Source organism: Arthrobacter sp. TMP15 (assembly GCF_039529835.1).
Lineage (GTDB): Bacteria > Actinomycetota > Actinomycetes > Actinomycetales > Micrococcaceae > Specibacter.
In genome coordinates this window covers 3,534,672-3,547,436 of record NZ_CP154262.1, presented here as the reverse complement: position 1 = coordinate 3,547,436, position 12,765 = coordinate 3,534,672, and the positions used below count along the sequence as shown (strand labels likewise).

Annotated in this window: 14 protein-coding genes; 9 read left to right on the top strand and 5 right to left on the bottom strand. The window is 56.2% G+C overall.

Features of this window, described 5'->3' with window-relative positions:
• Positions 1–19: 19 nt before the first annotated feature.
• The 3 genes from AAFM46_RS16140 to AAFM46_RS16130 all read right to left on the bottom strand — a co-directional run bounded on the left by AAFM46_RS16140 (position 20) and on the right by AAFM46_RS16130 (position 2,426).
• The gene (locus AAFM46_RS16140) at positions 20–601 is read right to left on the bottom strand and encodes a TerD family protein (protein ID WP_283528832.1); all 582 of its coding nucleotides are present in this window, start codon (positions 599–601) and stop codon (positions 20–22) included.
• A gap of 81 nt (positions 602–682) precedes the next feature.
• The gene (locus tag AAFM46_RS16135; RefSeq protein WP_283528834.1) at positions 683–1,276 is read right to left on the bottom strand and encodes a TerD family protein; all 594 of its coding nucleotides are present in this window, start codon (positions 1,274–1,276) and stop codon (positions 683–685) included.
• 37 nt (positions 1,277–1,313) lie between these two features.
• Positions 1,314–2,426 (bottom strand): DUF475 domain-containing protein, encoded by a 1,113-nt coding sequence (locus AAFM46_RS16130; protein ID WP_283530082.1) that lies wholly within the window; start codon positions 2,424–2,426, stop codon positions 1,314–1,316.
• Positions 2,427–2,693: 267 nt separating this feature from the next.
• Between AAFM46_RS16130 and AAFM46_RS16125 the strand changes: the two genes are divergently transcribed.
• The 9 genes from AAFM46_RS16125 (at position 2,694) to AAFM46_RS16085 (ending at position 11,372) form a co-directional block, all read left to right on the top strand.
• Positions 2,694–3,800: a hypothetical protein gene (locus AAFM46_RS16125; protein ID WP_343318809.1), complete on the top strand. Its 1,107-nt coding sequence runs from the start codon at positions 2,694–2,696 to the stop codon at positions 3,798–3,800.
• 9 nt (positions 3,801–3,809) lie between these two features.
• Positions 3,810–4,904 carry an adenosine deaminase gene (locus AAFM46_RS16120; RefSeq protein WP_343318808.1) on the top strand — a complete coding sequence of 365 codons (1,095 nt, stop codon included), beginning with the start codon at positions 3,810–3,812 and terminating at the stop codon, positions 4,902–4,904.
• Between the two features lie 93 nt (positions 4,905–4,997).
• A complete protein-coding gene (locus AAFM46_RS16115; protein WP_343318807.1) occupies positions 4,998–5,795 on the top strand; it encodes a (Fe-S)-binding protein in 798 nt (265 codons plus the stop codon).
• The gene (locus AAFM46_RS16110; protein ID WP_343318805.1) at positions 5,792–7,312 is read left to right on the top strand and encodes a LutB/LldF family L-lactate oxidation iron-sulfur protein; all 1,521 of its coding nucleotides are present in this window, start codon (positions 5,792–5,794) and stop codon (positions 7,310–7,312) included. The genes AAFM46_RS16115 and AAFM46_RS16110 overlap by 4 nt, the downstream gene beginning before the upstream one ends.
• Entirely contained in the window at positions 7,309–7,968 is a 660-nt protein-coding gene (locus AAFM46_RS16105; protein ID WP_283528846.1) for an LUD domain-containing protein, read from the top strand. The genes AAFM46_RS16110 and AAFM46_RS16105 overlap by 4 nt, the downstream gene beginning before the upstream one ends.
• Before the next feature lie 65 nt (positions 7,969–8,033).
• The gene (locus AAFM46_RS16100) at positions 8,034–8,543 is read left to right on the top strand and encodes a DinB family protein (protein ID WP_343318804.1); all 510 of its coding nucleotides are present in this window, start codon (positions 8,034–8,036) and stop codon (positions 8,541–8,543) included.
• A gap of 154 nt (positions 8,544–8,697) precedes the next feature.
• The gene (gene fdhA, locus AAFM46_RS16095; protein ID WP_343318803.1) at positions 8,698–9,909 is read left to right on the top strand and encodes a formaldehyde dehydrogenase, glutathione-independent; all 1,212 of its coding nucleotides are present in this window, start codon (positions 8,698–8,700) and stop codon (positions 9,907–9,909) included.
• Between the two features lie 121 nt (positions 9,910–10,030).
• Positions 10,031–10,501, top strand: coding sequence for a helix-turn-helix domain-containing protein (locus AAFM46_RS16090; protein WP_343318802.1), 471 nt, complete (start codon positions 10,031–10,033; stop codon positions 10,499–10,501).
• 16 nt (positions 10,502–10,517) lie between these two features.
• Positions 10,518–11,372, top strand: a complete 855-nt coding sequence (locus AAFM46_RS16085) for an IS3 family transposase (protein ID WP_343320482.1) — start codon at positions 10,518–10,520, stop codon at positions 11,370–11,372.
• 124 nt (positions 11,373–11,496) lie between these two features.
• On the opposite strand, the gene AAFM46_RS16080 is transcribed toward AAFM46_RS16085, so the two are convergent.
• A complete protein-coding gene (locus tag AAFM46_RS16080) occupies positions 11,497–11,838 on the bottom strand; it encodes a flagellar assembly protein FliW (RefSeq protein ID WP_283528853.1) in 342 nt (113 codons plus the stop codon).
• 38 nt (positions 11,839–11,876) lie between these two features.
• The gene (locus tag AAFM46_RS16075) at positions 11,877–12,764 is read right to left on the bottom strand and encodes a flagellin (RefSeq protein ID WP_343318801.1); all 888 of its coding nucleotides are present in this window, start codon (positions 12,762–12,764) and stop codon (positions 11,877–11,879) included.
• Between the last annotated feature and the right edge of the window lies 1 nt (position 12,765).

Below are 12,765 nucleotides of genomic sequence, written 5' to 3'. Positions count from 1 at the left end.
CCGCCCACCAGCAGTGGAACTAGTCCAGAACAATTCCGTAGTCAGTTGCAATGCCGTGCAGGCCGCTGGCGTAGCCTTGACCAACTGCGCGGAACTTCCATTCTGCGCCGTTGCGGTAAATCTCAGCGAAGACCATAGTTGTTTCCGATGCCGCATCCTCGGAGAGGTCGTAGCGAACAATCTCTTGCTCGTTGCTCTGGTTGACGACGCGGCAGTATGCGTCGCGGACCTGGCCAAAGTTCTGGTGGCGGGCTTCCGCCTGGTCAATGGAAACTACAATGACCACACGCTCAATTTCCGGGGAAACTGTTGCCAGGTTGATGAGGACCTGCTCGTCGTCGCCGTCGCCTTCACCTGTGCGGTTGTCACCCTGGTGAACAACTGAGCCATCCTTGGACTCCAACTGGTTGTAGAAAATGAAGTCGTCATTGTTGCGGACTTTGCCGCTGCTTGTGACCAAAATGGCCGATGCGTCCAGATCGAACTGATCGCCGCTGGTGGTGCGTGGATCCCAGCCTAATCCCACCATGGCCATCTGCAGACCGGGGTCTGCCTTGGTCAGGGAAAGGTTGCCGCCCTTGGATAGTGTCAAAGATGCCATGGAAACTGAACTCCTTTAATAACGAAGACGTGAATTGCTAAGACGCGCTAATAAATAAAACCAAATGCGTTGGGCGATACCCTACAGGGCGTTGGCTGCCGGCTGGATCAAGTCCATTGCCGTGCGGCCGTTGGCACGCTCACCAATGGCCGTGAACTTCCAGCCTGAGTCTTCACGGGAGACCTTGGCCATGATCATGGCTGTGTGGGTGCCCGCATCGGTCAGCTGGAACCGGGCAACCTCGGGGGTGCCGGCCGTTGAATCATCCACAAGGCGGCAGAACGCGTTTTCAATGGTGTCGAAGGTCTGGCGGCTGTAGCTGCTAATGACAAACACAATCTGGGAAACAGCGGGAGAGACTTTTGACAGGTCTACCAAGATGGTCTCGTCATCGCCGTCGCCTTCACCGGTGAGGTTGTCGCCTGTGTGCTTAGTGGAGCCATCTTTACTCTGCAGCTGGTTGAAGAACACCGTGTCAACGGCCTTGCCGCTGCCGTCAAAGAAAATGGCCGAAGCGTCTAAATCAACATCGGGAGCCTTCTTCAGGCCACCAAACAGTCCGCGCTTGACGGGGGCTGCAGTATCCCAGCCCAAGCCCATCCGCACCCGGGTGAGGGAAGCGCCGTCGTTCTTCTTCAGTGAAAGGGTTTGGCCCTTTTGCAAACTAAGTCCCATAGTGTTGTGCTCCTTTAAAAAATATATTGTGGATGCGCTAGCTGGAGAGTTGTTCCACCCTGTGTGAATCGGCCGCAGCTGCGCGTTTGTTTCGAACAATTGAGGATATGAAGGCGGCGCCAATGAAGACAAGGCCAATAACTCCGGTGATAACTTCATTGACTTCGAAGCTAATGGTCAATAGAAGGATGACGGAGAGTGCACCGATGGCCCAGTGTGCACCATGATCTAAGTATTCAAAGTCATCGAGTGTGCCTTCACGCACGAGGAACACGGTCAGTGATCGGACGAAGATAGCGCCGATCAAACCAAGGCCCAAGGCGATGATGATGGGGTCGGAGGTGATGGCGAAGGCGCCAATAACGCCGTCGAATGAGAACGATGCGTCGATGACTTCCAAGTACAGGAACAACATGAAAGCAGCTTTACCAACAGCCTTGCCGACGCCTTTATTGGCTTTCTTCGCAATTTTTGCCGCTGTTGCGTCGGTATCTTGGGCATCGGTTTCACCGTCCCCGTCAACGTCAAACATGTCACCAAGTCCGTTTACGAGTACATAAGTAATCATGCCCAAGATGCCGGCAATAAGCACATCCACTTCTTTGCCCGGGCGGACCATGACGGCTGAGGCGACGAGGATGAGCAGGGCGATTGCCATGGAGGCGCCGTGCAGGCGGCCAATAACCGCCAGTGGCTTTTCCAGGAACCCCAGCCAGTGGATCTCGCGCTCTTCAAACATGAAATCAAGGAACAGCATGAGCAGGAAGACGCCACCAAATGCGGCAATCTGGGGGTGGGCATCATGGAGCAGGTAGGCGTAGCTGCCGGCAGTGTGGATGTCGCCCTTTTCCAAGGCGAGTTTAATGGCTTCCACCGGGTTTAGGTTGGCGGTGACGCCCACAATCAACAAGGGGAATGCCACGCGCATGCCAACAACGGCGATGAGAATACCCACCGTGAGGAAGATTTTCTGCCAGAACTCGTTCATTTTTTCTAGAATTCGCGCGTTCACTACAGCATTGTCAAAACTGAGACTGATCTCCAAAACACCCAGAATGGCGCAAAGGATCAGGGCTTGAAAGCCGCCGTAGAAGTAGGCGACAACCAGTGCCACCGCGGTGATCCCGAAGGACCAGCCAAAAGTTTTCATGAACACGCGCTGAAAATCTCCTCAAAAGCTCCCTGTCGGATGTGCACCAGGGATTTGTGGTCAAAGTGGGTACAGCCGCACGCGGCCCGACAGCTCACGCGCGGATCGTTCAAAGTCAATTATCTCCATTCACCTTATATATGCCTAATGGTTGGGAGCCGGAGAAAGTTCCATTTTGATCTGCGAAGTTGCAACACCATACTGCCTTACGCGTCCTCATGAGCCTAGGAGTGCCCTAGGCTTGCAAAGAAACGGGGGTTTTGAGTAATGAATGAGATTTCGCTTGACGCTAAAGGTCAAAACAGGCTCGATATTCTGATGCGGTGGGCCGAAGAGCTCGCCAGCACCGGTGGCCAGGCACCGGATCGCCACCATTTGGAATCCATTGCGCGCACCAAGATAGTTGCTATCGACGGGGCGGGTGCAGACTTGATCCAGCTGTGGGAACCCACCATCAGTTGGATGCTCAAACAAGCGGCTTTTGGTGTTGCTGACCCGCATCTGCACCTGCCAGATGAGCTACGTACGCCTGCCTGCAGCGAAACTGCACCGCCCGCCGTCGTGCCTGAAGACAAAGTTGCCCAAGTAACAAATGAGCCGGCGAGTCACCCAGCGCAAGCAACCTCTGCACCCGCAGTTCGGATGCCCAAATGGGAGATTGCAGCAATTGAGCAGGTCCACGATGCCATCAAGCGGTACATCAAGCCGCTTGAAGCGTTGCGGGCTCGCGACGCCAATGAAGGTGACACCCGAATGGTTGTCACTGACATGCTGTGCGAGGGCTTGGACTATGACAAATTTAAGGATCTCACCACCGAATACATGGTGAAGGCGGACTTTGCGGATTACGGGGTCCGTATAGACAAACAAATGGTGGCCTTCATTGAAGTCAAGCGGATTAGCCAGAAACTCAATGAACGCCACCTGCGTCAAGTCCTGATGTATGCGGTCAACGAAGGCGTGGAGTGGATGGTTCTCACCAACGGGGCGGTGTGGCAGGCCTACCACCTCACAGGCGGCCTACCGGTTGTGGTTGATATGGCCTTTGAAGTGGATCTGTTGGGGCCGGCATCTCTGGCAGAAAAAACCGAAATGATGTTCTTGTTGCACAAGGAGGCGCTGAAGCGGCGCCGTATTGACGAAGTGTGGCGGCACCGCGCGGCCACCGAGCCGGGAGTGCTGCTGGAGATGATTCTCTCTGATGCGGTACTGGATGAGTTGCGTAAAGAAGTTCGACGGCGGACTGGGACGGCCACCACGGCGCAGGCCCTGAGCGAGGTGATCCGGACCGAAATCGTGGATCCTAAGCTCATCGCCAAACTGTTCAAGGCCGAGCGTTCACCTTTCCTGACGGTCGGTCCCGTTCGAAAGTAGACTGACGCCATGACCCAAGCACCTGATCCGTCCCTTGCCCCTGTGTCCACTAGTACCGGGTCCACTAATGCCGTGTCCACTAATGCCGGCTCCGTTGACCTTGGGGTCCTTGCAACGTTGCCCAAAGCCGAGCTGCACCTGCACATTGAGGGCACACTTGAACCGGAATTAATCCTGGAGCTGGCAGCCCGCAATGGCATCACGTTGCCATTCCCAACACTGGATTTACTGCGGGAGCAATATGATTTCAGCGATCTGCAGTCATTCCTGAACCTGTATTACGCCAATATGGCTGTGCTCATCACGGAAGCCGATTTTGCAGATATGACGCGCGCTTATCTGCGCCGCGCCCAAGAACATGGGGTGCGCCATGCGGAGATCATGTTTGATCCGCAGGCCCATCTGGTGCGCGGTGTGGAATTGTCGACGGCGGTTAACGGTATTGCGGGTGTCCTAGCTTCCAGCGAGGCTGACTTTGGTATCAGCACGGCCTTGATTGCGGCCTTCCTGCGGGATGAGTCTGAGGAGTCGGCGCTGGTGGTTTTGGAAGCACTGTTGGAGATGGAAGCGCCCATCATTGGTATTGGCCTGGACTCGGCCGAGGTGGGAAATCCGCCGTCGAAGTTCATTCGGCTCTATAAGCGGGCTGCTGTGGCAGGTCTGCGACTGGTGGCTCACGCCGGGGAAGAAGGGCCTCCAAGCTATGTTGAAGACGCTCTGAATCTGCTCGGTATTGAGCGGATCGACCATGGCATTAGGGCCGTGGAAGATAAATTCCTGGTCAAGAGACTTGTCGCGGAGCAGGTTCCCTTGACTGTTTGTCCGCTGTCCAATGTGCGCCTGCGTGCCGTTGATACATTGGCCGCCCACCCGCTGCCTCAGATGATAGATGCAGGGATGAACGTGTGTGTGAATTCTGATGATCCAGCCTACTTTGGTGGCCATGTGGGGGATAACTTTGCCGCCCTAGTAGCCGAATTTGGTTGGACTGTGGAAAAGGTGGAGAAACTGGCGGCAAACTCCATCCGTTCCTCTTTTGCCACGAAAACCCGCAAGGAGGAATTGCTGGCGGAACTTGCACAGTGGAGCGCCGGGCAAGGCTAACGGGACCCACGTAAAGCCCAAATTCGCGAGGCTTTTAACAACTTAGGGTGTGGTCAGTCCACATCCCTGCGAATTTGTCCTACAGTGGGGAACATGAAAATTGCGCTCTTTGCCACATGCATCGTGGACGCCATGTATCCGCGCACGGCGCAGGCCACCGTCGCCATCTTGGAACGGCTCGGACATCAGGTGGTTTTCCCCCGCGGGCAGGCCTGCTGTGGGCAAATGCATGTTAACTCGGGTTATTTCAAGGAAGCTCATACCGTGGTCGCCAACCATGTGCAGGCCTTCGATACAGAAGATTACGACGTCGCGGTGGCACCTTCTGGCTCGTGCGTAGCCAGCGTGAAGCACCAGCATGAATTAGTGGCCCGCCGTTGCGGTGACACAGAGCTCGAAGCACGTGCCGCGGTGGTGGGTGCCAAAACCTATGAACTCTCACAGTTGCTGACCGACGTTCTGGGCATCACCAACGCCGCTCAGCAACTGGGCTCTTACTTCCCCCATAAGGTCACCTACCACCCTAGTTGTCACGGAATGCGGCTGCTACGCCTAGAAGACCGGCAACTAAATTTGCTTGCAAGCGTGGGCGGGATTGAAATGCTCGCATTGCCCGAAGCGGATCAGTGTTGCGGCTTTGGTGGCACGTTCTCCATGAAAAATGCTGATGTCTCCAGTGCCATGAACGTCGACAAGGCAGAAAATATTTGCGGAACAGGAGCGGAACTTTGTTCCGGCGGTGACGCGAGTTGTCTGATGCATATTGGCGGCGGGCTATCCCGGCAGGGGAGCGATGTGGGCACTCTGCATTTTGCCGAGATCCTGGCCAGCACCATGGCAAATCCTATTACAGTCACCGGTGAAGTGAAATTGGCGGGGAGCAAAAGATGACTAACACTTTCTTAGGTATGCCGGCGTTGCCGGTCTACGGAACAGGCAACCTCCATGCCAGCGAACCCTTCCCACAAGCAGCCCACCGAGAACTAGGGAATGCCCAATTGCGTGCCAACTTGGGGCATGCAACCCACACCATCCGGGACAAGCGGCTGAAGGTTGTTGCGGAGTTGCCCGATTGGGAAGACATGCGCAACGCCGGCAGTGCCATCAAGGATGCAACTATGGCCAACCTGCCCGCATTATTGGAGCAGTTTGAAGCAAATTTCACCGCCCGAGGCGGCATCATTCATTGGGCTCGCGACGCCCAGGAAGCCAATGAAATTGTCACGGCTCTCATCAGGGAAACTGGCGAAACAGAGGTGGTGAAGGTTAAGTCCATGGCCACCCAGGAAATTGGTTTGAACAAATACCTACAAGAGCAAGGCATTGCAGCGTACGAAACTGACCTTGCCGAACTCATTGTGCAACTGGATCATGACAAGCCCAGCCACATTCTGGTTCCTGCCATTCACAAGAACCGCAGCCAGGTTCGGGAGATCTTTCTGCGGGAAATGCCCATGGTAGATCCCAATCTCACAGATGATCCGGCCCGTCTGGCCGAAGCGGCTCGGAAACATCTGCGTAAGAAGTTCCTTTCCGCCAAAGTAGCCATTTCGGGAGCTAACTTTGGTCTTGCAGACACTGGCACACTGACGGTTGTGGAGTCTGAGGGCAACGGACGAATGTGCCTGACCCTGCCGGAAACCCTCATTACTGTCATGGGGATTGAGAAGCTTCTGCCCTCATGGACTGACCTTGAGGTGTTCATGCAACTGTTGCCCAGATCCTCCACGGGTGAGCGGATGAACCCCTACACTTCACTGTGGACAGGCGTCACGCCCGGGGACGGGCCCCAAAATGTCCATCTGGTCATGCTGGATAACGGGCGCACGGCCGCATTGGATGATGAAATGGGCCGAACAGCGCTGAACTGTATCCGTTGTTCAGCCTGCATGAATGTGTGCCCCGTCTATGAACGCACTGGCGGTCATGCTTACGGTTCTACCTATCCGGGTCCCATCGGCGCGATTCTTTCCCCGCTCATGACAGGTATTAAGGCGGAGGAAAACAGTTCACTGCCGTATGCCTCATCATTGTGCGGCGCCTGCTTTGATGCCTGCCCGGTGAAGATTAACATCCCCGAAATTCTTGTCCATCTGCGTGGAGAAGACGTGGACTCAAAACGCGCCAAGGTGAAGGCTCCCACTCAAATGGACCTCATGATGAAGGGCGCAGAGTGGGCGTTTGCCAAGGGCTCGCATATGAACCTGCTGGAGAAGGGCCTGCCGTTAGGCAGGCTAGCAGCCGGCCGGGACAAAATCATCAAGAGACTCCCCGGAATCGCAAGTGGCTGGACGCAAAGCAGAGATATCCCCGCCCCGCCAAACCAATCATTCCGCCAATGGTGGGATAAAGAACATCAGGGCCGTGCCGCCGTCGTACCTGAAACCGAGTTGGGGGAGCAGGCATGAGCGCCCGCGAGGACATCATGAACCGGATCAAATCGGCTCTGCGTGATGCCCCAAAAACTCCCGTTGTGCCACGGGAGTACCGCCGCAGCTCAGAGATGACTGATGCGCAACGCCTGGATCAGCTTGTTGAGCGCCTGGTTGATTACAAGGCCAACGTGTTCCTCACTTCGGCAGCCGATGCGCCGGCCAAGCTTGCACAACTACTCTCCGGTAGTGCCTCGATTGTGGTGCCGCATGGGCTTGAGCGGGAGTGGCTTTCGAGGCTCGCTCCAGAGTTTTCCCCGGAAGAGAAGAACGACGCCGGGACGCTGGCTGTGCTTGTTGACTCACCGGAGAACCGGCTCACCGTGGCGGAGCTGGATGCTGTGGACGCCGTGGTGACTGCTGCTGCCGTGGCTGTTTCAGAGACCGGAACGATCATGCTTGACGCTAGCGATAATCAGGGCCGACGGATCATTTCGCTTGTTCCCGATAGGCACATTTGTATCTTGCGTGCTTGTGACATCGTGGAGGTGCTGCCGGAGGCGATTGCCCGGTTGGAAGCTACCCGGGCGCAGACTTGGATCAGCGGACCCAGTGCCACAAGCGATATAGAACTTGAGCGCGTTGAAGGAGTGCACGGGCCCCGGACGCTCGACGTCATCATTGTGAGGTAGTGCTCTGTTTTGTGAGTATCCCGTTGGGGTTCCCAAGACTGGCTGGCAGTGGAAACATGGCGACCATGAGAACTTCTGAACTATTGACAGATGCGTTTGGCCGGATCGACACCATTGTCACAGGTGTCCTTAACGGATTGGTGCCGGAGCGGGCAAATTGGCGCCCGGGCGGGACAGGGAATTCCATTTCGTGGCTGCTGTGGCACCTGAGCCGTGGTCAAGACGAACAAATTGCTGACGTAGCTGGGGCGCAATCCCTCTGGAGCGATGAAGATTATGCCGCACGCTTTGCTTTTGACCTTGAGCCGGGCGACACCGGGTATGGGCATACAAGTGAGCAGGTGTCAGCGGTTCATATTGAATCTATTGCCCTGTTGCGCGACTACCAGACGGCCGTCCAAGCCCAGAGTCTGGAATTTGTGGGCTCACTGACAGATTCTGACTTGGAGCGGATTGTAGACAAACAGTGGAGCCCGCCGGTGACTTTGGGAGTGCGGCTCATCAGTATTCTCGATGATTGCATCCAACACGGTGGGCAGGCGGCCTACATCAAGGATCTGCCCTTACATATTTGATCGCTCAGGCATAGGCTGGCAGCGACCCCACATGGCTCGATGGTGTTCCATTCGGACGGTTAACAAATGCCAGTACCTGTTGGTGGGGTTTTTCTCGTTGCACTGGGGAGTGTCAGCTGATGCTCTCTGAACTGACTAGAAGGGATGCACCACCATGTCAGGAAACAAGGCCGTTGCCTACAAGAGCCCCGGCGTCGTTGAAGTCATTGATATCGATTACCCGACGTTCGAACTCAAAGACGGACCGGGAGTCAACTCGGCCAATGTGGGGCGCAAGGTTCCCCACGGCGTCATTCTCAAGACTGTTGCCACCAACATTTGCGGTTCCGACCAGCACATGGTGCGAGGACGCACCACAGCCCCTTCGGATCTGGTCTTGGGCCACGAAATCACCGGTGAAGTGGTGGAAGCGGGTCCGGACGTTGAATTTATCAAGGTGGGGGATATCTGCTCAGTCCCTTTCAATATTTCCTGTGGGCGCTGCCGCAACTGCAAGGAGCGCAAGACGGGCATCTGCCTGAATGTAAACCCGGATAGGCCAGGCAGCGCCTACGGCTATGTTGACATGGGCGGCTGGGTGGGCGGCCAGGCGGAATACGTGCTGGTGCCGTACGCCGACTGGAACCTGTTGAAGTTCCCAGACCGTGATCAGGCTCTGGAAAAGATGATGGACCTGACCATGCTTTCGGATATTTTTCCCACAGGGTTTCACGGTGCAGTCACGGCCGGGGTGACCGTGGGATCCACTGTCTACATTGCTGGGGCAGGCCCAGTTGGCCTCGCCGCGGCCACGAGCGCACACCTGCTGGGAGCCGCAGTGGTGATTGTAGGTGACATGAACGCCGACAGGTTGGCTCAGGCGCGAACCTTCGGCTGCGAGAGCATCGACCTCTCTCAGGGGGACCCCGGGCCGCAGATCGAGCAACTTCTCGGTGTGCCAGAAGTTGACTGTGCAGTAGATGCAGTGGGGTTCGAGGCCAAAGGCCACGGCCACGGCGCGGGCGAGGCCCCGGCCACGGTGCTGAACTCGCTTATGGACATTACAGCTGCAGGCGGTTCTCTGGGCATTCCTGGCCTGTATGTCACGGGTGATCCGGGTGGCACCGACGAGGCTGCCAAAAAGGGTTCATTGTCATTGAGCCTGGGAACCGGTTGGGCAAAGTCGCTGGCATTCACCACCGGTCAGTGCCCTGTCATGAAGTACAACCGGGGGCTGATGATGGCGATCCTGCATGAGAAGGTGCAGATTGCCAAGAACGTCAACGCCCAGGCCATCTCACTCGCCGATGCCCCACGCGGCTATGCCGAGTTCGACGCCGGTGCGGCCACGAAATACGTGCTCAACCCCAACGGCTACCTAGACTAGCGGCGCTGTCCCTGCCGTGTTCTCGCTCGTAGAGGTTGGAGGTGATGAAACCCCATCGTTCTGAACTGCTCCCCGAAAGTTGGACTGAATAATTCAGTACCTTACTTTCGGGGAGTTTTTCATGCGTCCACGTAGTTCATTGACAGCCGAGCAGCGGCTAGCTGCCGTCGATCTGTTTGAGGAAGGGTTTGGGTATCGCGCGGTATCCTCAAGGCTGGGAGTCAGCGTGTCGGCTATTTGCGAGTTGAGAAGTCGTTTCAAGATCTGGGGTAGAGCAGTATTGGAAAACAAAACAACTAAGCAGGCGTATTCCTTTGATTTCAAGCTGGCGGTTGTTCGCCAATATCTCGACGGTAAGGGGACGCTGCAGGACCTTGCCCAGATGCATCAGCTCAGTTCTCTAGGCCTCTTGCGATCATGGATCCGCGCCTATCGGGACTATGGCCAGGAGGGCCTGCGCCCCAAGGCCAAGGGCCGGCCCAAATTTGTGCCTGAGACCCTATCGGTTGAAGTCAGTGAGCTGGAGAAGCTACGCCGCGAGAACGAACGTCTGGCGGCAGAGAACGCCTACCTAAAAAAATACGGGCCTTGAGGAACCAACCACGGCGCTGAAAGTCAGCACCGTGATTTCCCTCAAGGCATCCCATGCCCTGCCCCTGTTGCTTCAAGCAGCGGGATTGGCTCGTTCCACATTTTTCCACCGTCAAGCGGCACTCAAAACCCCTGACCGGCACGCTGAGCTTCGAGCTCAGATCCACGAGGCTTTCACCGTAGCTAAGGGCCGCTACGGCCACCGGCGCATCCACGCAGTCCTGAGACGCCACGGCTGGCAGATCGCACGCAAGACCGTGCTGAAGCTGATGCGTGAGGAGAACCTGATCTGCAAAGTCCGTACCCGTCGCAAATATTCCTCTTACAAAGGCCAGGTCGGTAAGATCGCCGAGAACCTACTCAAACGAGAATTCGAAACCGATGCGCCGAACACCAAATGGGTGACCGACGTGACTGAGTTCAAAATCGCCGAACGCAAGGTCTACCTCTCACCGGTGTTAGATCTGTTTGACCGCTCGATCGTTTCCTACTCGGTTTCCCAGTCCCCGACCGTTTCCTTCACCAACGAATCACTCATCGCTGCGATTGGCACCCTCGCCCCGGGCGAGACCCCGATGATGCATTCAGACCAAGGATTCCAGTACCAAAACTCCAGCTGGCAGAAACTCCTTAGCGACGCCGAGATGGCCCAATCCATGTCGCGCAGGGGCAACTGTTTAGATAACTCGGTAATGGAAAACTTCTTCGGTCACCTCAAGGAAGAGATGTTCCATCGTCAAGAATTCACTGACACAGAAGTGTTCACCACCGAACTCCGGGACTATATCCACTGGTATAACACCGACCGCATCTCGTTAACGCTGCAGTGCCTGAGTCCGATGGAATATCGGGCTCAGGCACTGGCTGCGTAGACTCTTATTTATCGAGTCCAACTTTCGGGGAGCAGTTCATTCCTCCGGGGTGTCATCATCTCCAACCTCAACGAGGGGGCTTCTTGGTATGGAACTGTGTTGATTCAGGTTGTTTCGGTTTGTTTCAGGCGGGCGTCAAAGGTGCCCTGAGGGGCCACTTAGCGTCGTCCAAGATGATCTGAACACAGGCACCGGTTACTTCATTGACAAGTATGGGCGCGGCGAGGTTGACCGTGCTTTGGGCGCTCGGGTTCACGACCACAAGCACTGTGGCTGTGGCGGTGCCGATGCGCTCGAGCTCAGAGGTAGCGAGCCTTGGCGTGTAGTGCGGCAGATGCTCAGCGGCGTCCAAAACAAACAGGCGCGCCGTGCTTCCTTCGGTTGCGAGGGAAAAGAGCCCGGTGGATCCTTCGATCGCGGTCAGCATGAAGTCCACGGCAGGCTCAAGCCCTGGCGGGGAAGCCACGAATCGGAGCTTAGCGGGGGGGTGCAATACCTCTGAACTCATCGCAGAAAGTCCATCAACGTGGTCTGCAGCACTTTTGAGGTGACGCTTAAGGAGGCTTGGTAGGCAAGTTCCTGTGTTTTTAGCTCCAAAATAGCTTGTCCAAGGTCAAGGTCCTCGATGTTGGCCCGATCTGTTTCCAGATCGAGCTGGGAAGTGATATTCGTTTCCTTGGCACGGAGCAGAACTGCGTGGCGGGCACCCAGTTCCGAACGCTTGTCAATGACGTTGTTTAGAGCGGCGTTGACTTCATCAATGGTGGCGGAAGCCGGGCTTCCCGCTAATACTTCAGCAGAGAGTTTTGAAATCAAGCCAAAGACCGAGCTCGCACCTGTGCCGAAGATGGCTGCCCCGTCGGCATCAACCCGAAGCGTTGATTCTGCGCTGATGCGCCGGGTAACAACACTCCCATCCGCGCCGGTGAATGTCGGTGGTGCACCGTCTTCGAACGCGTTGTTGGCACCAGAGTTGCCGGCAAAGATATTCCGACCCAAAACTTTAGTGTTGGCGTGGACTAGCAATTCCTCGTGCAGAGAATCCAGTTCGGCAGCGATGGCATTTTTTCCTTCTTGGGAAAGACTGCCATTGGCTCCCTGAATGGACAGGAACTGCACGCGCTGCAACAGAGTCACGGAGCTATCCAGGGCTCCATTGGCCATAGTCATCCACGTATTGCCGCTGTCAATATTGCGTCCGTACTGGGCTGCCTGTGTTTGTGTGGCGCGCACGGCCATGGAATCAGCGGCCGCTGCAGGATCATCGGAAAGCCGGACATTCTTTTGCAGGGTGTTTGCCCGCAGCTGGGCCTCGGCTAGTTTGGCCGCATTGGCTTGGACTCCGCGCTGCGCGGCTGCTGAGGTGGTTTGCATGGTGACACGCGAGATCATA

Coding starts and splice junctions, on each gene's coding strand:
- AAFM46_RS16140 (WP_283528832.1), bottom strand. CDS start 601: ATGGCATCTTTGACACTATCCAAGGGCGGCAACCTTTCCCTGACCAAG.
- AAFM46_RS16135 (WP_283528834.1), bottom strand. CDS start 1,276: ATGGGACTTAGTTTGCAAAAGGGCCAAACCCTTTCACTGAAGAAGAAC.
- AAFM46_RS16130 (WP_283530082.1), bottom strand. CDS start 2,426: ATGAAAACTTTTGGCTGGTCCTTCGGGATCACCGCGGTGGCACTGGTT.
- AAFM46_RS16125 (WP_343318809.1), top strand. CDS start 2,694: ATGAATGAGATTTCGCTTGACGCTAAAGGTCAAAACAGGCTCGATATT.
- AAFM46_RS16120 (WP_343318808.1), top strand. CDS start 3,810: ATGACCCAAGCACCTGATCCGTCCCTTGCCCCTGTGTCCACTAGTACC.
- AAFM46_RS16115 (WP_343318807.1), top strand. CDS start 4,998: ATGAAAATTGCGCTCTTTGCCACATGCATCGTGGACGCCATGTATCCG.
- AAFM46_RS16110 (WP_343318805.1), top strand. CDS start 5,792: ATGACTAACACTTTCTTAGGTATGCCGGCGTTGCCGGTCTACGGAACA.
- AAFM46_RS16105 (WP_283528846.1), top strand. CDS start 7,309: ATGAGCGCCCGCGAGGACATCATGAACCGGATCAAATCGGCTCTGCGT.
- AAFM46_RS16100 (WP_343318804.1), top strand. CDS start 8,034: ATGAGAACTTCTGAACTATTGACAGATGCGTTTGGCCGGATCGACACC.
- fdhA (WP_343318803.1), top strand. CDS start 8,698: ATGTCAGGAAACAAGGCCGTTGCCTACAAGAGCCCCGGCGTCGTTGAA.
- AAFM46_RS16090 (WP_343318802.1), top strand. CDS start 10,031: ATGCGTCCACGTAGTTCATTGACAGCCGAGCAGCGGCTAGCTGCCGTC.
- AAFM46_RS16075 (WP_343318801.1), bottom strand. CDS start 12,764: ATGATCTCGCGTGTCACCATGCAAACCACCTCAGCAGCCGCGCAGCGC.